Genomic DNA, 17,826 nt, shown 5'->3' on the forward strand with positions numbered 1-17,826 from the left:
GTTTTGATTAGCGACACAATTCCTGCAATAGGCGTCCATGACCAGTGATTTCCCGCCTGCAACGTCGACCTCTGCTCCCGCCGATCCCATCGTAAATACCGAGTACGATACCGGGTATGAAATCGGGCAGGACAATATCGAAGTCCTTGGGCTGGACATCCACAATCCCGTCTTTTTCATGAGTGCCGGCCTGGTGATCTTCTTTTCGGCCGTGTCGCTGCTATTTCCGGAGGCGACCAATCTGGCCCTTGCAGACGCCAAGACATGGACCCTTCAAAGCGCAGATTGGCTTTTTGCAATCACGCCGGTCATCGTGTTCCTGTTCGCGCTGTCGCTTTCGGTTAGCCCGCTGGGGCGGATACGGCTTGGCGGACCGGACGCGACGCCTGATTTCAAGGTTCACTCCTGGATTGCGATGCTGTTTGCCGCCGGTGTCGGCATCGGATTCATGTTCTACGGATCGGCTGAGCCGCTGGCGTATTATACAGACTGGTTCGGAACACCGCTGGCCGTTGAACCCGGAACGCCGGCTGCCGAACGCCTGGCGTTCAGCGCGACGATATTCCATTGGGGGCTGGCGCCATGGGCGATCTACGCGATTGTCGGTCTGTCGCTGGGGTTCTTTGCGCACAATAAAGGGCTGCCGCTTAGCATCAGATCTGCCTTCTATCCCGTGCTCGGGGATCGCGTATGGGGATGGCCCGGGCACATCATCGACCTGTTTGCCGTCGTGTCGACCGTATTCGGCCTGGCAACAACAATTGGCATCGGAGCGACTCAGGCGACGAGCGGGCTGTCCTACCTGTTCGGATTCGAGCAAACGCGACTGATTCAAATTTTGCTCATCATGACAATGACGGGCCTTGCGGTCTTGTCGGTGCTTCGAGGTCTGGATGGCGGCGTAAAATTGCTCAGCAATATCAACATGGGTGTTGCCTTTGCGTTGCTCCTGTTCGTGGTTATTGCGGGGCCGACAACCCTGATCTTTACGGGCATGGGAGAAAACCTTCTCAACTATTTCAAAGACACGCCCGCTTTGACCAACTGGGTGGGCCGCAAGGACATTCTCTGGTTCCACGACTGGACGATTTTTTACTGGGCCTGGTGGATATCCTGGTCGCCGTTCGTCGGCATGTTCATCGCGCGCATATCGCGTGGCCGCACCGTCCGCGAATATTTCTCGGTCGTCCTTCTGGCCCCGTTCACGATCTGCGTGGTCTGGTTTTCCGCATTCGGCGAGACTGCGGTCGCATTGCACAAATCAGGGACTGGCGAGCTTGCAGGCGATATGACGAACGCGTCGATCACATTGTTCAAGATGCTACATGACATGCCTTTTCCGGAGGTGACGTCCGGTATCGCGATCCTGCTATTGATCGTCTTCATCGTTACGTCTGCCGACTCTGGTTCCCTCGTAGTGGATACGATCACCAGCGGAGGGAAAACAGACGCGCCGGTCATCCAGCGAGTGTTCTGGGCCTGTATGCTGGGGCTGACGGCTTCGGCCCTGCTCTATGGCGGCGGAACGGACGTGCTGAGGTCCTTGCAGGCGGGCACGATCACCGCCGCGCTTCCGTTCACGGTCATCCTGCTCGTCTGTTGCCTCAGTCTCTACATCGGCATGCGGGACGAGCATGAAAAATTGAAAACAGGCACCTAGGCGTGCTGTGGCATTCCAAGCCGGAATGCGGCTGCTGTTCAATGGGGCGAACAGCATGAATTTCATCTTGTCAGTCGCGATTGCGACAACGCTTTTGACCTCGGCCCTGATCGTGATCCGGTTCAGCCGGCTACATCTCGCAGGCAGCGACCCTCAACCGCTTGGCGCCTTCATGGCGATCCTGTTCACATCCGGGCTGGATGTCGGCCTGATCATGTTCCCGCTGACCGAGTTTCCGACATATGAGAGTGAGACCGCGTACGGCTTCACAAACGCGCTGGCGATCGAGTTCGGCTTCTGGGGCTTCCTTGTGTGGGGATTCTACTTTCTCACGACTTTCTATTTTTGTGTTGTCGAGCCGAAACTTAAACTGTTCGAGTTGCGGCCGATCAAGCTGGTCAATGCCGCAGTCATCATTGCGACCTGTGCGTTCACAGGCTTTCTCTTCCTGACTTATTTGCCGAGCTATATTGTCGGCATCACGCCGCCGGTTCGCTACGGACTGGTCGCCGCCGTCGTTCTCGTATCTGTGCTTTCAAGCACCGATATACGCTACGTAAAATGGCTGGGAATCGGCTCGACGGCCTTGTTCCTGGGGCTTATCGGCCTGCTCTGGCTGGTCAGCGGAATCGGCCTTGGCGAGTTTCTCGCAAGCGCAGCCAATCTAGGTGGCTATTTCGCCAATATCGGCAAGTTCACCTCGCCGATCACTGACTATCACGCCTTTTACCTGTTCTGGTGGTTTGCCTGGAGCATCATGATCGGCCAGTTCGTCGCCCGTTTTGTCGGGGGGCTAAAAGTCTGGCAGCTCGTCATTGCTTTGCTGGTCCTGCCATCGATCCCCATTGCATTGTGGTTTTCCTTGCTGTTCCACGTCCACAACGCGGCCGTCACACTGACCACGCTGCCGCGCCTGTGCATGGTCACTGTGGGTGTGATCTTCGTCGTCAATTCGCTGGATTCATTGATCAGGCTGTATTCGGAGAACCTGCGCCTGACAGTGGGACGACTGGGTGGGCCAGGATATGTTGCCGCTCATTGGTCGCTCATTTTCGGGCTAATCCTCCTGTACCAGTTCACCCCTCTCAAGATTGAATGGATTGGTCTCGTTGTGATTGGTCTCTATTGCTGCCTCTACGTCCTCGCATACAGACGCAGGTCGGCTCTCAGACTGCCGGCTGCGCCAAAGGTGGCTAGTGAATGAAATCAGCTTATGACTATATCATCGTCGGCGCCGGATCAGCCGGCTGCGTTCTGGCCAACCGGCTATCGTCCGGCGGCGAGCACAGTGTCCTGCTGCTGGAGGCGGGCGGGAGCGATCGCAACATCCTGATTGAGATGCCGACGGCCTTGTCCTACCCGATGGCGTCCCCGACCTATAATTGGGGCTATTGTTCCGAACCGGAACCCGGAGTCGATAACCGGCAGATTTCCTGCCCGCGCGGCAAGGGGCTCGGCGGCACCTCGTCGATCAATGGCATGGTCTATGTTCGCGGGCACGCCTGCGATTTTGACGAATGGGCCGAGGCGGGCGCAACGGGTTGGGGCTATGCCGATTGCCTGCCATATTTCAAACGCGCGGAGACATGGCAGGGCGGCGAGGACGACTATCGCGGCGGTAGCGGGCCGCTGGGCGTGTCCGGCGGCAACAACATGGCTGGCAATCCGCTTTATCAGGCCTTCATCGACGCCGGGGTTGATGCCGGATATCCGCGAACGGATGACTATAACGGCCATTGCCAAGAGGGCTTCGGCCCGATGCACATGACGGTGCGGGGCGGCGTTCGCGACTCGACATCGCGCGCCTATTTGCGGCCTGTTTTGAAGCGCCGGAACCTGACAGTGATGAAGCATGTCCTGGTCGACAAGGTGATATTCGAAGGGAAGCGCGCGGTTGGTGTCAACGCGCGTCACAACAGCCGGGACGTTGTCCTGCATGCCAAACGGGAAGTGATCCTGGCAGCCGGTGCCATTGCTTCGCCGGCGATCCTGCAACGCTCAGGCATTGGCCCGGAAGCGGCATTGCGCGATGCTGGAGTCCAGCCCGTCCACCTGCTTTCGGGCGTTGGAGAGAACCTGCAGGACCATCTCGAAGTCTATTTCCAGTTCCATTGCAAACAGCCAGTCAGCCTGAACACCAAACTCGGCCTGTTCAGCAAGCTCCTCATTGGGGCGCGCTGGTTTTTCTTCAAGACCGGGCTGGGCGCGACCAACCATTTCGAGTCCTGTGCCTTCATTCGATCAGAGGCCGGGCGCAAATCGCCTGACATCCAGTATCACTTCCTGCCTGCGGCGATGCGCTATGACGGCACGGCCTCGATCAAGGGACACGGGTTCCAGGTTCATGTCGGTCCGAACAAGCCGAAAAGCCGCGGCGGCGTGACGATAACATCTGCGGATCCCGGCGCTGCACCGCGTATCCTCTTCAACTATCTCCAGCATGATGACGATATCGCCTCCTGGCGCCGTTGCATCCGCCTGACTCGGGAGATCATCGCCCAACCCGCAATGGACGCTTTCAGGGGCGACGAAATCCAGCCAGGGGAGGACATCGAGTCTGACGACGATATCGACAAATGGGTGAGGGAGAATGTTGAGAGCGCCTATCATCCATGCGGCACTTGTCGCATGGGCTCTGCCGACGATGAAGGTGCCGTGGTCGGCACGGATTGCCGTGTGATTGGGCTGGAAGCGCTTCGCGTCGTCGACGCATCGATTTTCCCGACAGTTCCATACGGGAACATCAACGCCCCCACGATCATGGTTGCCGAGAAGGCAGCGGATATCATCCTGGGCAAGGAAGCGCTCTCTCCGGCGAAAGTGACCCCATGGATTCCCGGGCACTGGAAAGATCGCCAACGCGAAGGCCTCCCGAAACGACCACTGCCAGTACGGGATCCAGCCTGACGCTTCTCGGCCTCAGAAAAGCTGATGGCGTCCGCATAGCAGCGAGCGTAGCGACCGAAAATGAAATTGCTGCAAAATTTGGTCATAGCGACACAAGATCGGCTTCGATCTACACGAAAGGCGCAGACCAACAGCGGCTCGCAGATGCTGCAATCAGAAATTATATGGAACAAACTGTCCCGCAAAATGTCAGTGCGGGACAATCCATGGAAGAAAATGCAATGGAATCAGCGCTTGAAATTGCAGGTGGTGGTTCGGGGGAGACTTGAACTCCCGACCTCGCGATTATGAGTCGCGCGCTCTAACCAGCTGAGCTACCGAACCGTTTCGCTGATGCGAGGGCGCCTCTTACACGGGAGCGGGCCGCCTCGCAAGCGTGTCTCCTGCAGCTTGTGCGAGGCATTTTGCTGCGCTTGGTGTTCTGGCTGGCCGAACTTATCCGACCGGGCTAGTTTACGTGTATGATGCGCGTCGTGATGCTGCTCTTTTTCATCCTGTTCATGGCGTGGTTCCAGCCCGTTCAGGCTCAGAGCCAGGCCGCGCTCGACGCCTTCACAGCCGGCCAGTATGACGCCGCATTTGCAGACGTGGCTGCAGATCGCGGCCCGGATTCCTGCGCGTTCGGCGCCCGCACGTTGCTGGCCAAGGCGATCAGCGGCGACACACAGCCGCCCGAGGCGCTGCTGATGGCGGCGCTCGGCGAGGCAAACAGCGCGCTCGCGGCCCAGCCCGGCCATGTCGAGGGCCGCCTGCAAAAAGCCATCGCCCTGTCGCTGCTGGCCCGGCCGATGAGCCTGAAGGATGCGCGGGAGTCCGGTTATGGGGAACAGGCCCGGCAACTGGCCGAGGCCGTTCTGGCAGACGATCCGCAGAACGCCTATGCGCACGGGTTCATGGCCGTCTGGCATGTCGAAGTGATGCACCGGGGCGGGCTGATCGGGGCCATGATCATGGGGGCCAGCATGGACAGTGCCGAGGCGCACTATGCAGCGGCCATGAAGGCGTCTCCGGGCGATGCGTCGCTGCATTGGCAATATGCCCGCGCGCTGGCCGCGCTCAATGCCTGGCGGTACCGGAAACAGATCGATGACGCGCTCGATGCGGCCCTCGCGGCGCCCGTCGACAGCGCGCTGGAACGCCTGATGCAGGCGCGGGCCCGCACGCTGGCGACGGCCATCGCCACCGGGAAGCGCCGAGACGTCGAAGCGCTGGCGGAGACGATGCTGTAGGGCCTATTCCGCCGCGACGGTTTCCGCTGCCGCTTCCTGTTCCGAGAGGAAGCGTTCGGCTTCCAGCGCAGCCATGCAGCCCATGCCGGCGGCGGTGACGGCCTGGCGGTAGATTTCGTCGGTGACATCACCGGCGGCGAACACGCCCGGTATTTCGGTCGCCGTCGAATCCGGCGCGGTGATGAGATAGCCGTTCGGCTTCATGGCCAGCTTGCCCTTGAACAGCTCGGTCGAAGGCGCATGGCCGATGGCGATGAAGATGCCGTGGACGGGCAGGTCCGTGGTTTCACCGGTTTTGACGTTTTTCAGGCGCGCGGCGGTGACGCCGAGCGGGTTCTCGTCGCCGATCACCTCTTCCAGCGTCGTGTCCCAGAGGACTTCGACCTTGGGGTTCTTGAACAGGCGGTCCTGCAGGATTTTCTCGGCGCGGAAGCCTTCCCGGCGGTGGATGACGGTCACCTTGGAGGCAAAGTTTGTCAGGAACAGCGCCTCTTCCACGGCCGTGTTGCCGCCGCCGACCACGAGTACCTCGCGGCCGCGATAGAAGAAGCCGTCGCAGGTGGCACAGGCCGAGACGCCAAAGCCCTTGAATTTCTGTTCGGTGGGAAGGTCCAGCCATTTGGCCTGCGCGCCGGTCGAGATGACGACGGAATCGGCGGTATAGACCGTGCCGCTCTCGCCGACGGCGCGGAAGGGGCGCACGTCGAAGTCGACACTGGCAATATGGTCGTCGGCGACCTTGGCGCCCATGGCTTCGGCATGTTCCTGCATCTTGACCATGAGTTCGGGGCCCTGGATCTCGGTAAAGCCCGGATAATTCTCGACATCCGTGGTGATGGTCAGCTGGCCGCCGGGCTGGATGCCGGTGACGACCAGCACCTCGCGCATGGCCCGCGCCCCATAGATTCCGGCTGTCCAGCCGGCCGGGCCGGAGCCGATGATGAGGATTTCGGCGTGGCGGGTATTGGCGGCGGAATCGGCCATATGGGCCTCCATTCGAATGGGTGATTATCGGTCAGCCTTGGTATGGCGACTCGCAGGCAAAAGTAAAAGGGGCGGGGTGTCTCACGTGGGCGTGTAGCGGGGCTAAAGCGGCTCTGACACCACTTCCACCGTGGCGTGGCTGAGGTCGAACGCGTCGGCGAGGCGGGCCTTCACGTCGCGCCGGACCATTTCGATACAGGCGCCGGGCTCGGCGGTGACTTCCAGCGTGACCAGCCGCTTGGTTTCGGTCAGCGCCCAGGCATGGACGTGGGAGACGCTTGAAACATCGGGAATGTGCATGATCAGGTCGGCGGTTATGTCCGCCGAGGAGAGGCCCTCCGGCGTGCCTTCGAGCAGGATATGGCCGGACTGGCGGGCGATGCGCACGCCGGCCACGGCAACGAGAAGCGCCACGAGGACCGAGAGGATCGGGTCAGCGGCCATCCAGCCCGTGGCCATGATGATACCGGCGGCGGCGATTGCGGCGACGGAGCCGAGCATGTCGCCGGCAACATGCCAGAGCGCGCCCTGCATGTTGAGATCGTCCTTGTTGCCGCCGTGCAGCACGAGGAAGGCAATCACGTTCACGACGAGACCGGCAATAGCCACCACCATCAGCAGGCCGCCCATGACCTCGACGGGGTCCATCAGGCGGTGGATCGCTTCCCAGACGATCCAGATCGCCAATAGAATCAACAGGATGCCATTGGTGAAGGCCGCGAGGATCTTCATCCGCGAGAAGCCGAACGAGCGTTGCGAATCGGCCGGGCGTTCGGCCAGCTTGTAGCCGACCCAGGCCAGCACGAGCGAGCCCGCATCGGTGAGCATGTGCGCGGCATCGGCCAGCAGGGCGAGCGAGCCGGAGATCAGGCCCCCCGCCACTTCGGCGAACATGAAAGCGCCGGTCAGGACGGCCGCGATGGCCACGCGCCGCCGGCTGTCGGCGGTGCCCATGTCGGCATGGTGGTGGGTGTGATCATGGCTGTGGCCATGCTCATCGGCGTGATCGTGGGAATGCGAGTGGGCGCTCATGAGTGAGAGGTGGCGGCGTTTCGTCCGGGGGTCAATTCCTGTGTGATAGCATTGCATGAATTGGGGGGATAAGTGCTCGGCGACCATGCACGGACGATTGCCCGGAAAAAGCCCGGACACTGCCCGGAGCCGGCACGGATGGCGGCGCCCTTGCACGAAACCGCCGCGCGTGGCCTGATGGGCCAAAATACGCCTGGGAGGGATTCCGACATGACATTTCCGCGCCTGCGCCAGCTGGTGATTGCCAGCGAGACGACCGACACGATCGATACGCTGAAAAACGTCTTCGCCCTGGGCGAGCCGTTTCCCGATCCGGGCGTGGCCGAGTTTGGCCTGGTCAATGGCGTGTTCGCGATTGGCGACCAGTTTTTGGAAGTGGTGGTGCCGACGGTGGAGACGGCGCCGGCGGCACGGTTCATGGCGCGCGGCGGGCCGGGCGGCTACATGGCGATTTTCGAGATTGACGACATGGAACAGGCGCGGGCGCGGGCCGAGCGGCTGCGCATCCGCCGGGTCTGGGACATCGACCTGCCAGACATTTCCGCCAGCCATTTGCACCCGGCCGACATTGGCGGCGCGATTGTCTCGCTCGACCAGCCAAGGCCTGCGGGCGCATGGCGCTGGGGCGGGCCGGACTGGCAGGCGAACAGCACGCCCGGCAAGCTGACCGGCGCGGTGCTGGTCAGCCCCGACCCGATGCGCCTGATGGCGCGCTGGTGCGCGGCGCTGGACGTGCCGGGCGGCGGCTCCGGCCTGAAGCTCGCCGACAATGGCCGGCTGTCATTCATCCAGGGGCAGACCGAACGCCTGATCGCCTTCGAGATAAGTCTGCCGGATGTCGATGGAATCCTTGAGCGGGCACGAGCTGCCGACCTGGAGGTCGAAGGGCGGAGCGTATGGGTTGCGGGGATCGAACTGCGGCTCACCGAAGCATGAGGGGCGCAGCGGCTTTTCTGGCGCTGCTGCTGGCCGGTTGCACGGTGACGGGCGAGGGCGTGGATTATCCCGTCGCGGTGGGCGCCGGCTATGCCGCGCGCGAGGCCATGATGCGCGACCCGGACGACCGGTGCGGGCCGGAATTCATCCAGACGAGGCTGCCGAAGAGTTTCGTCAATACTGTGGGCGCGGTGACCGACGGACCGTTCCGCCCGGTCTGCCAGCGCCATGATGCCTGCTACCGGTTGCAGGAGCGGACGCAAGCCGAATGCGACCGGCGCATGAAACGCGAAATGGAGTCGATCTGCGCCAGCGGCAAGGCGACGCCGACCTATTCGCTGCCGATGGTGGGAAAGTCGCTCTGCCGTTTCCATGCGGGCCTGTACTATGACGCGATCAACAATACCTATGCGGCCGTGGCCTATGGCGGCCAGCCGGGCGGGCAGATTGTGGGCGTGCACACGCGCGTGATAGATGATGCGATCACGGACGATGAATTTGAGGTGTGCGTCGATGTGCGCAACAACACACATGCGATGCAGGAATACGATGTCGAGATGCGGGGCCGCAAGGGCAAGCTGATCGACCGGGAGCCGGACACGTTCGAGACCAATGTCGGCGTCGGCGAGACGAAAACAATGTGTGTGACAACGAACTATACGCGCTGGAGTCTCAAGGACCTGCCGGACGAGGTGCAGGTGTCCCTCCGCTGCGACACGCCGGAGAATTTCTCGGTGCGCCACGACATGATTGTGGTGGATACGGTGAGCGTGAAGGTGCGGTGAGAAGGTTAGCTGCCAGCTACCGGCTTTCGGCCTGAAACGCCCGTTGCGCATCCGAAGAAATACCGGTTGTAGGTGACATCGAGTCCCTCGGAGCGCAGGTATTCAGCGAAGCCTGATGCGTTTCCAAAGTTTTCGCTATACTCGCCGATCATCGTGAAGTCCTGTGCGCCATTCAGGAATAGTCTTTCAAAGATAGGCAGCACGCCGCGCAGATGCAGTCGATAGAGCGGACGCAGGAACCAGCCCTTGGGGTCTGATGCCTCGATGAAGGCAAACGTTCCACCAGGTTTCAGCACTGTTGCGACGCGTTTCGCGAGCTTCGCGTGTTGTTCGGGATTGAATGTCTTCAGTCCAAAGGTCGAGATGACGATGTCAGCGCTTTCGTCAGGCAACGAACTTTCGAGCACGTTGTCTTCCACGAACTCTATTCGGTGAGCTCTGTGCTTATGAAGGCGTTCAATGGCCCTTTCGTGCATACCTGACGATATATCGATTGCTCGAATCGAGCCGAGGTGCGGCCAGCGCTCAAGCAAATGAGGCCAGACTTCTCCGGTGCCTGCCATCAGGTCCAGAGCTACGGGCGTGTCTGTGACTGGTTCGGGCAGTGATTCAACGCACTGGCGGCGCCAGCGTTCGGTGAAGCCGAAGGAGCAGGCATAGCTGAATGCAATGTATTTGCCGGAGCACCGGTCAAAAACCCCTTTGACGAATCCCGGATCGTAGATGTCAGCAGGTGCAGCTTGTGGCTCTTGGCTAGACATCCACCTCGGCTTCCAGCGCGAACTCCTCGATGAATTCGCGCCTCGGTTCGACGACGTCGCCCATCAGCTTGGTGAACATGTCGTCGGCTTCGTCGGCATGGTCGACGCGGACCTGCAGCAGGGTGCGGGCATTGGCGTCGAGCGTGGTTTCCCAGAGCTGGTCGGCGTTCATTTCGCCCAGGCCCTTGTAGCGCTGGACCTTGAGACCCTTGCGGCCGCTGCTGAGAACCGCGTCGAGCAGGGAGGCGGGGCCGTTGACCGGCACGTCGCCGCCCTTTTCCTGGCGCAGGATCGATGGCTTTTCATAAAGGTCGGCAAGGCCGGCGGCGCGCTCGGCAAGGCGCACGGCGTCCTGGCTGGCGAGCAGGGCGGCTGGCAGGGCAGCGTCCTCATCGACGCCGCGCACGGTACGGTGCAGGATCAGGCCGCCATCCTCGAACCGGCCTTCCCACGTATCTTCGCCTTCCTCGGCGAGCAGGTTGAGACGGGCCGCCGTGGCGGCGGCAGTTTCGGGCGCCGCATTGGCGGACATGGCGCCGGCAAGGGCGGCATGTTCGATCAGGTCTGCTGGTGCGCGCAGGGCGAGACGCTTGAGCGAAGCGCGGAAATTGGCGGCCTGACGCACGCGGTCGCGCAGGTCTTCGCCGCCGATCTGCGTGCCGTCGGCCAGGATCAGCGTTTCGCCGGTCGTGCCTTCGCCGATGAGGTAGGCCTCAAGCTCGGCATCGTCCTTGACATAGCGCTCGGACCGGCCACGCGTGACTTTGTAGAGCGGCGGCTGGGCGATGTAGAGATAACCACGCTCGATGATCTCGGGCATCTGGCGATAGAAGAAGGTGAGCAGCAGCGTGCGGATGTGTGCGCCGTCGACATCAGCATCGGTCATGATGATGATCTTGTGGTAGCGCAGCTTGTCGATGTTGAATTCGTCGCGGCCGATGCCGGCGCCGAGCGCCATGATCAGCGTGCCGACCTGGTCAGATGACAGCATCTTGTCAAAACGCGCGCGCTCGACGTTCAGGATCTTGCCGCGCAGGGGCAGGATGGCCTGGTTGTCCCGGCTGCGGCCCTGCTTGGCCGAGCCACCAGCGGAATCACCCTCGACGATGAAGATTTCGGACTTGGCCGGGTCTTTTTCCTGGCAGTCGGCCAGCTTGCCGGGCAGCGAGGTGATGTCGAGCGCTGACTTGCGGCGCGTCAGCTCGCGGGCCTTGCGGGCGGCTTCGCGGGCGGCAGCGGCCTCGACGATCTTGGACATGATTTCGTGGGCTTCCTTGGGATGCTCCTCGAACCATTCGGCCAGTTTCTCGCCCATCAGGGATTCCACGACCGGGCGCACCTCGGACGAGACCAGCTTGTCTTTCGTCTGTGAGCTGAATTTCGGATCCGGCACCTTGACGCTGAGCACGCAGGTGAGGCCTTCGCGGGCATCGTCGCCGGAAATCTCGACCTTGGACTTCTTGGCGATGCCGGTTTCGTTGGCATACTTGTTGATGATACGCGTCAGCGCCCCACGGAAGCCGGCCAGGTGCGTGCCGCCGTCGCGCTGGGGAATGTTGTTGGTGAAGCAGAGCACGTTCTCGTGATAGCTGTCATTCCACTCCAGCGCGGCCTCGACGGTGACGCCGTCTTTTTCGCCGATGACATAGATCGGCTCTGGTACGATCGGGGATTTCTGGCGGTCCAAGTGCTGGACGAAGGCCTTCACGCCGCCTTCGTACATCAGGTCGATCTCGTAGGCCTCGGCCTCGCGCTCGTCGCGGAAGATGATATGCACGCCGGAATTCAGGAAGGCCAGCTCGCGCAGACGGTGTTCCAGCGTCTTGCGGTCATAATCGGTCATCGTGAAGGTTGATGAGGACGCCAGGAAGCGTACGGCGGTGCCGGTATAGGGCTTGCCCTTGTCAGTCATCGGAGAGGGGCCGCGCGTGACCAGCGGCGCCTCGACACGGCCGCCATCGATGAAGCGGACCCAGTGCTCGTTGCCTTCGCGGTGGATGGTCAGCTCCAGCCAGTCGGACAGCGCGTTGACGACGGACACGCCGACGCCGTGCAGGCCGCCGGAGACCTTGTAGGAGTTCTGGTCGAACTTACCGCCTGCGTGCAGCTGGGTCATGATGACCTCGGCGGCGGAAACGCCTTCGCCGGCATGCTTGCCGACGGGGATGCCGCGGCCATTGTCGGTGATTTCGGCGCTGCCGTCGGGCAGAAGGGTGACGGTGACACGGTCGGCATGACCGGCAAGCGCTTCGTCGATCGCGTTGTCGACGACTTCGTAGATCATGTGGTGCAGGCCCGAGCCGTCATCGGTGTCACCAATGTACATGCCGGGGCGCTTCCTGACCGCTTCGAGGCCCTTCAGGACCTTGATGCTGTCAGCGCCATATTCGGGGGATTGACCCGTGATGTCTTCAGCCATGCTGGCGTCCTCGTCGATTCGTCAGATTTCCCCTTATTTATAGGGGGTTTCGGCCCATAAGGGAAATGAATCGGAGGGTATTTAGCAGCCCGAAAATGCCCCTGTTTTCCTTAATGAAAACAGGGGCTTGCGAGGGGCGATTTTGCCACGTTCGCGGACCGAAGAAGCTGTCAGCCCGGCTTCGGCTTTTTCTTGAAGGTTTTTGCCGGTTTTGCGCCTTTTCCGGCAGCCGGCTTGGCCTTGAATTTGGGCTTGCCGCCCGCCGCGGCGCCGCTCGGTTTGGGCTTGCCCTTGTAGGGTTTTTTGTCCTTCGGACTGTCATACTGGATGTAGTCACCGAGCGAGGGCTCGGCCGTGGCGGGCTTTTCCCATTTCGGTTTTCCCGGCTTGCCCTTGTTCTTCGCGTCAGGATCCCAGTTGCTGTCGTCACGCTTTGCGGAACGCTTCAGGTGCGGCTTGACGTGCGGCGCGCGCGGACCGCGCGGCGGGCGATCATCGCGCGTCTCGGGCGCCGGTGCGCCGTCCAGCGGGAAGGCGCGGATGCCCTTCTCAAGCGAGGCGCCTTCGCCAAGCGTGGCGAAGAAGCGCTCTGCGGCGTCCTTCGTCAGTTCGACATGCGTCGAGGACGGGTTGATGCGGATCGCGCCGATATCCTCGCGGCTGAGGCCGCCGGCCTTGCACAGCATGGGCAACAGCCAACGCGCTTCGGCGTTTTTCTTGCGGCCGATGTTCAGGGAGACCCAGGATGCGTTGTCGAAGCCCTTGCGTTCGGTGCGGGGGCGTTTCTCGCGCGGCTCCCGGTCGGTCCAGTCGCCGCGATCCTTGCGGGGCGCGGGGGCGCGGTCGTCGACCTCGCGCAGGTCTTCAGGCGCCGAGCGGCCCTCGCGCTGCTTGCGCAGGAAGGCGGCGGCGACCTGCTCGGCCCCGTGGGTCTCGATCAGCTTGGCGATCATGTCCGCCTCGCTCTCGTGGACCGGGCGGCTGAGGGCGGGATCGGCGAGCAGGCGCGCGTCGTCGAGCGCATTGATTTCTTCGGCCGTGGGCGGCTTGCCCCAGGTTGCGTCGATCTTTGCGTCGTTCAGCAGGCGTTCGACGCGGCGACGGCCTTTTGGCGCAACCAGGAGCGCGCTGACGCCCTTGCGGCCGGCGCGGCCTGTGCGGCCCGAACGGTGCAGCAAGGTGGCCGGATCGCGCGGCAGGTCGGCATGGATGACGAGGCCGAGATTCTGCAGGTCGAGACCGCGTGCGGCGACGTCGGTCGCGATGCAGACGCGGGCGCGGCCATCGCGCAGGGCCTGCAGGGCATTGGAGCGTTCCTTCTGGCTGAGTTCGCCGGAGAGGGCGACGACAGGGAAGCCCCGGTTGCCCATGCGGCTCATCAGCTTGTTGACGGCGGCGCGCGTGGTGCAGAAGACCAGCGCGCTCTCGCTGTCGGAATGGCGCACGATATTGACGATGGCGTTCTCTTCGTCACCCGGAGCGACGAGCAGCGCCTTGTACTCAATGTCGACGTGCTGGGATTTCTCGGCTTCGGTCGTGACGCGCACGGCATTGCGCTGGTAGCGGCCGGCGAGGGCGGCGATGCCCTTGGGCACGGTGGCGGAGAAGAGCAGGGTGCGGCGTGTCTCCGGCGTGCCCTGGAGGATGTGCTCAAGCTCTTCGCGGAAGCCCATGTCGAGCATTTCGTCGGCCTCGTCGAGCACAACTACGCGGATGTCGGAGGTGACGAGCGAACCGCGCTTGATGTGGTCCGACAAGCGGCCGGGCGTGCCGACGACGATATGAGCGCCGCGGGCGAGGGCCTTGCGTTCGTCGCGCATGTCCATGCCGCCGACACAAGTGGCCAGGCGGGCGCCAGCCGAGGCGTAGAGCCAGGTCAGTTCGCGGGCGACCTGCTGGGCGAGTTCCCGCGTTGGGGCAACGATCAGGGCGAGCGGGGCGTCGGCATTGGCGAATTTCGGTTCGTCGCCGAGCAGGTCTGCGGCCATGGCGAGCCCGAAGGCCACGGTCTTGCCGGAGCCTGTCTGGGCGGAAACCAGCAGGTCCTGTCCCGCCAGTTCCGGCGCAATCACAGCCGATTGCACTTGCGTGAGGGTCTCATAGCCGCGAGTGGCGAGCGCCTCGGCAAGGGCCGGAGCAACGAGGGTCGTATCAGTCATTTAGCGTTTGTCTTTCAAGGGCGTGCGCGGGGAATCCATGCGCAGCGCACCGACCGCAGGTGGGCGGGCGCGCAGTTTGGCCGCTCATTGCACGTTTCAGGCCGCAATACCACAGCGGCTCGCATTCGCCTCAGAAGGGGTTGAGCGTGTAGCCGTCCTGCTGGAGCAGGGCATGCGCGGTCATGGCAGATAGGGAGAGGGTGACGCCGGGGAGCAGGTCTTCCGGCGCAAAGTCGCGCGCGGCAGCCGTCTGGCCGCACAGCTGGACGCTGGCGCCCGCTGCAATGAGTTCAGCAATGAGCGGCGCGCTGGGATTGGTGTGGCCGAGCTTGTCGGCCGTCAGGAGATCGGAGGCCGCCGGGCCGTGCACGACGATGGCGACGGACAGGTTCTCCAGTGGCACACCGGCATTGGCGTGCATGTTGAGGAAACGAGCCGCCGAATTGAAGCCCTTGTTCACGTCATCTTCCGGCGCGGCGTCGGACACGTCGAAAGCGACGTTGAAGGCGGCGTCGGCGGGCAGGGCGAAGCCTTCGACCGGGGCGAACCTGCCGAAACCGGGCACAGCCGTGCCGGCGGTGAAATCATCCATTCCGGCGTGGGCGGTGAGGGTGAAGCAGGCAGCCGTGAAGAGGACGGCAAGGGGGCGGAACATGGGCGGTCTCCTTTTGTGTGAAGGTAACATCCGCCTTGATGGGGGTCGAGCAGCGGCTAGGGGTATTTCCTGAGTCTCCTGACGGTCAGGATTTGCTAGCCATCCGACCATGAAACAGAGCTGGGTTACTTTCGCGCAGCGGCCTGTGCCGCGCTATACGAGCTATCCGACGGCAGCGGACTTCGCGCCGGAGGCGGGCGAAGCCGAGGCCCGGGCCTGGGCCGCCAGTGTCGCGCCCGGTGCGGCGATCTCGGTCTATGCGCACATCCCGTTTTGTGACCGTCTCTGCTGGTATTGCGGCTGTGCGACGAGCGTGCCGAACGGCTATGCGCGGGTCGCGGCCTATATGGACCTCCTGCACAAGGAGATCGACCTTTGGGCCGATGCGGCCGGCGATCATGGCGGGCTGGCGCACCTGCATCTCGGTGGCGGGTCGCCCAATGCGCTGTCTGCGGAGGACATGAAAGCGCTGATCGGCCATGTTTCCGAACGCTTCAAGGTGCGCCCGGACGCCGAGATCGCGATGGAACTGGACCCGCGCGTGCTTTCGGCGGCGCAGATTGCGGCCATGGCCGGGGCCGGGGTCAACCGGGTGAGCCTTGGCGTGCAGACGCTGAGCCCGAAGGTGCAGCAAGCGATCAACCGGGTGCAGCCGCGCGAACAGGTCGAGCGTGTGATGGCCGGGCTGAAGGCGGCCGGGATCACCCGGCACAACATGGACCTGATGTTCGGCCTGCCGCACCAGACGATCAGCGATGTCGAGGAGGCAGCAGCCTTTGCCGTGCAGCACCGGACTTCGCGCGTGTCGGTCTTCGGCTATGCGCATGTTCCCTGGTTTGCCAAGCATCAGGCGGCCATTGACGAAGCTGCGCTGCCGGGGCTGGAGGCGCGGTTCGCGCAGGCCGAGGCTGCCAGCCGGGTGCTGCTGGACGCCGGATACGTGCCGGTCGGACTCGACCATTTCGCCCGCGCCGACGACAGCCTTGCGCTCGCCGCGCAGGCCGGTCGGCTGCGGCGCAATTTCCAAGGCTATACCGACGACCCCTGCGCGACCCTGATCGGGCTGGGCACCTCGTCCATCTCTCAGTTTGCCGAGGGCTATGTGCAAAATGCGAAGGACCGCAATGCCTGGCGCGATGCCATCCTGTCCGGACACCTGCCGAGCGAGCGCGGCATTGCATTGACGCCGGACGACCGGTTGCGTGCGCGCGCCATCGAACGCCTGATGTGCGACCTGCAAGTCGATGTCGATGCCACGTGCGCTGAAATGGGCGCCGGGCCCGGCAGCCTTGACGATGCACTGGAGACCGCGCGGTTCCTGGTGCCGACGGGATTGTGCACTGTTGAGGACCGCATCGTGACCGTGCCGACGAGTGCGCGGATCATGCTGCGGACGGTGGCGCAATGCTTCGACGGGCGGTTCAAGCCGGCGCCAAGGCGCCACGCGAAGGCTGTCTAGGCTTTCAGGACTTTGGCGTGGTGGGCGATATGGTCGTCCATGAACGTGGCAATGAAATAATAGTCGTGGCCATAGCCGTCATGCAGCCGGTAGGTGAGGTTCTGTCCCGCGTTCCGGCACGCATCGATGAAGATGTCGGGCTTCAGTTGGGTTTCGAGGAAGCTGTCAGCCTTGCCGGTGTCGATCAGGAGATGGGCATCGGTCTGGCGGTTCTGGACGAGTTCGGTGGCGTCGTACTGTTCCCAGGCGATCGAAGGCGGGCCGATATAGGCGGTGAAGGCTTTCTCCCCCCATGGCACGCGGGCCGGACTGGTGATCGGCGAGAAGGCCGAGCAGGACCGGTAGGTGAACGGGTGCTTGAAGTGGAGCGTGAGCGCGCCGTGGCCGCCCATGGAATGGCCGAAGATGCCTTGCCGGGCCATGTCGGCCTTGAAATGGGCTTCGATGATGCCCGGCAGTTCCTTGGTGATGTACTGGTCCATGCGGAAGTGCGTGTCCCATGGCGCCTCTGTGGCGGTGAGGTAAAAGCCGGCGCCCTGGCCAAGGTCGTAGGCTTCGTCATCCGGAACGCCCGGCCCGCGGGGGCTGGTATCGGGCGCGATGATCATGATGCCGTGCTCGGATGCAGCCCGCTGCAGGCCGGATTTCTCCATCACATTGGCCCATGTGCAGGTGAGGCCGGAGAGGTACCAGAGGACGGGCACCGGGCCGTCCTTGGCCTGCGGCGGCGTGTAGACGGCAAAGCGCATGTCGCAGCCGAGAAGGGCTGACGCGTGGTCATGCACGCTGACGAGGCCGCCAAAGCTTGTCCATTCGGAGACGGTGGTTAGGGTCATGGCG

Annotated in this window: 14 protein-coding genes and 1 tRNA gene; 7 read left to right on the forward strand and 8 right to left on the reverse strand. The window is 62.8% G+C overall.

Annotated features, from left to right (window positions below):
• The first annotated feature begins 37 nt into the window (after positions 1-37).
• The 3 genes from AC0L7I_RS07510 to betA are packed head-to-tail and all read left to right on the forward strand — an operon-like array spanning position 38 to position 4,567.
• On the forward strand, positions 38-1,660 hold the full coding sequence (locus AC0L7I_RS07510; protein ID WP_473398935.1) for a BCCT family transporter: 1,623 nt from the start codon (positions 38-40) through the stop codon (positions 1,658-1,660).
• 55 nt (positions 1,661-1,715) lie between these two features.
• Positions 1,716-2,864: a BCCT family transporter gene (locus AC0L7I_RS07515; protein ID WP_473398936.1), complete on the forward strand. Its 1,149-nt coding sequence runs from the start codon at positions 1,716-1,718 to the stop codon at positions 2,862-2,864.
• The gene (betA, locus tag AC0L7I_RS07520) at positions 2,861-4,567 is read left to right on the forward strand and encodes a choline dehydrogenase (RefSeq protein WP_473398937.1); all 1,707 of its coding nucleotides are present in this window, start codon (positions 2,861-2,863) and stop codon (positions 4,565-4,567) included. Before AC0L7I_RS07515 ends, betA begins: the two co-directional genes overlap by 4 nt.
• A 247-nt stretch (positions 4,568-4,814) precedes the next feature.
• On the opposite strand, the gene AC0L7I_RS07525 is transcribed toward betA, so the two are convergent.
• Positions 4,815-4,891: transfer RNA gene (locus AC0L7I_RS07525), tRNA-Met, on the reverse strand.
• Between the two features lie 137 nt (positions 4,892-5,028).
• Here AC0L7I_RS07525 and AC0L7I_RS07530 point away from each other — a divergent pair.
• Positions 5,029-5,796: a hypothetical protein gene (locus AC0L7I_RS07530; protein WP_473398938.1), complete on the forward strand. Its 768-nt coding sequence runs from the start codon at positions 5,029-5,031 to the stop codon at positions 5,794-5,796.
• 3 nt (positions 5,797-5,799) lie between these two features.
• Here the strand turns inward: AC0L7I_RS07530 and trxB are convergent, their stop codons facing one another.
• Together trxB and AC0L7I_RS07540 are read right to left on the reverse strand one after the other, a co-directional pair.
• Positions 5,800-6,780 carry a thioredoxin-disulfide reductase gene (gene trxB / locus AC0L7I_RS07535; protein ID WP_473398939.1) on the reverse strand — a complete coding sequence of 327 codons (981 nt, stop codon included), beginning with the start codon at positions 6,778-6,780 and terminating at the stop codon, positions 5,800-5,802.
• 102 nt (positions 6,781-6,882) lie between these two features.
• Complete coding sequence (locus AC0L7I_RS07540; protein ID WP_473398940.1) at positions 6,883-7,812, reverse strand: cation diffusion facilitator family transporter; 930 nt, start codon at positions 7,810-7,812, stop codon at positions 6,883-6,885.
• 210 nt (positions 7,813-8,022) lie between these two features.
• Here AC0L7I_RS07540 and AC0L7I_RS07545 point away from each other — a divergent pair, with 210 nt between their 5' ends.
• Entirely contained in the window at positions 8,023-8,748 is a 726-nt protein-coding gene (locus AC0L7I_RS07545; protein WP_473398941.1) for a VOC family protein, read from the forward strand.
• Complete coding sequence (locus tag AC0L7I_RS07550; RefSeq protein ID WP_473398942.1) at positions 8,745-9,533, forward strand: hypothetical protein; 789 nt, start codon at positions 8,745-8,747, stop codon at positions 9,531-9,533. The genes AC0L7I_RS07545 and AC0L7I_RS07550 overlap by 4 nt, the downstream gene beginning before the upstream one ends.
• Positions 9,534-9,538: 5 nt before the next feature.
• Here AC0L7I_RS07550 and AC0L7I_RS07555 read toward each other — a convergent pair whose 3' ends face one another.
• The 4 genes from AC0L7I_RS07555 to AC0L7I_RS07570 all read right to left on the reverse strand — a co-directional run bounded on the left by AC0L7I_RS07555 (position 9,539) and on the right by AC0L7I_RS07570 (position 15,527).
• A complete protein-coding gene (locus AC0L7I_RS07555) occupies positions 9,539-10,294 on the reverse strand; it encodes a class I SAM-dependent methyltransferase (protein ID WP_473398943.1) in 756 nt (251 codons plus the stop codon).
• Positions 10,287-12,713, reverse strand: a complete 2,427-nt coding sequence (gene gyrB / locus AC0L7I_RS07560) for a DNA topoisomerase (ATP-hydrolyzing) subunit B (RefSeq protein ID WP_473398944.1) — start codon at positions 12,711-12,713, stop codon at positions 10,287-10,289. Before gyrB ends, AC0L7I_RS07555 begins: the two co-directional genes overlap by 8 nt.
• A gap of 170 nt (positions 12,714-12,883) precedes the next feature.
• A complete protein-coding gene (locus AC0L7I_RS07565; protein ID WP_473398945.1) occupies positions 12,884-14,872 on the reverse strand; it encodes a DEAD/DEAH box helicase in 1,989 nt (662 codons plus the stop codon).
• A 130-nt stretch (positions 14,873-15,002) separates the two neighbouring features.
• The gene (locus tag AC0L7I_RS07570; RefSeq protein WP_473398946.1) at positions 15,003-15,527 is read right to left on the reverse strand and encodes a DsrE family protein; all 525 of its coding nucleotides are present in this window, start codon (positions 15,525-15,527) and stop codon (positions 15,003-15,005) included.
• Positions 15,528-15,636: 109 nt separating this feature from the next.
• Here AC0L7I_RS07570 and hemN point away from each other — a divergent pair, with 109 nt between their 5' ends.
• Positions 15,637-16,986 (forward strand): oxygen-independent coproporphyrinogen III oxidase, encoded by a 1,350-nt coding sequence (gene hemN, locus AC0L7I_RS07575; RefSeq protein WP_473398947.1) that lies wholly within the window; start codon positions 15,637-15,639, stop codon positions 16,984-16,986.
• Here hemN and fghA read toward each other — a convergent pair.
• Positions 16,983-17,822, reverse strand: coding sequence for an S-formylglutathione hydrolase (fghA, locus tag AC0L7I_RS07580; RefSeq protein ID WP_473398948.1), 840 nt, complete (start codon positions 17,820-17,822; stop codon positions 16,983-16,985). The two genes, hemN and fghA, sit on opposite strands and share 4 nt — an antisense overlap.
• Positions 17,823-17,826 lie beyond the last annotated feature (4 nt).

Source organism: Hyphomonas sp. J20-32 (assembly GCF_055808555.1).

Bases quoted from the DNA above. Each gene is read 5' to 3' on its own strand.
- AC0L7I_RS07510 (WP_473398935.1), top strand. From the start codon at position 38: ATGACCAGTGATTTCCCGCCTGCAACGTCGACCTCTGCTCCCGCCGAT.
- AC0L7I_RS07515 (WP_473398936.1), top strand. From the start codon at position 1,716: ATGAATTTCATCTTGTCAGTCGCGATTGCGACAACGCTTTTGACCTCG.
- betA (WP_473398937.1), top strand. From the start codon at position 2,861: ATGAAATCAGCTTATGACTATATCATCGTCGGCGCCGGATCAGCCGGC.
- AC0L7I_RS07530 (WP_473398938.1), top strand. From the start codon at position 5,029: ATGATGCGCGTCGTGATGCTGCTCTTTTTCATCCTGTTCATGGCGTGG.
- trxB (WP_473398939.1), bottom strand. From the start codon at position 6,780: ATGGCCGATTCCGCCGCCAATACCCGCCACGCCGAAATCCTCATCATC.
- AC0L7I_RS07540 (WP_473398940.1), bottom strand. From the start codon at position 7,812: ATGAGCGCCCACTCGCATTCCCACGATCACGCCGATGAGCATGGCCAC.
- AC0L7I_RS07545 (WP_473398941.1), top strand. From the start codon at position 8,023: ATGACATTTCCGCGCCTGCGCCAGCTGGTGATTGCCAGCGAGACGACC.
- AC0L7I_RS07550 (WP_473398942.1), top strand. From the start codon at position 8,745: ATGAGGGGCGCAGCGGCTTTTCTGGCGCTGCTGCTGGCCGGTTGCACG.
- AC0L7I_RS07555 (WP_473398943.1), bottom strand. From the start codon at position 10,294: ATGTCTAGCCAAGAGCCACAAGCTGCACCTGCTGACATCTACGATCCG.
- gyrB (WP_473398944.1), bottom strand. From the start codon at position 12,713: ATGGCTGAAGACATCACGGGTCAATCCCCCGAATATGGCGCTGACAGC.
- AC0L7I_RS07565 (WP_473398945.1), bottom strand. From the start codon at position 14,872: ATGACTGATACGACCCTCGTTGCTCCGGCCCTTGCCGAGGCGCTCGCC.
- AC0L7I_RS07570 (WP_473398946.1), bottom strand. From the start codon at position 15,527: ATGTTCCGCCCCCTTGCCGTCCTCTTCACGGCTGCCTGCTTCACCCTC.
- hemN (WP_473398947.1), top strand. From the start codon at position 15,637: ATGAAACAGAGCTGGGTTACTTTCGCGCAGCGGCCTGTGCCGCGCTAT.
- fghA (WP_473398948.1), bottom strand. From the start codon at position 17,822: ATGACCCTAACCACCGTCTCCGAATGGACAAGCTTTGGCGGCCTCGTC.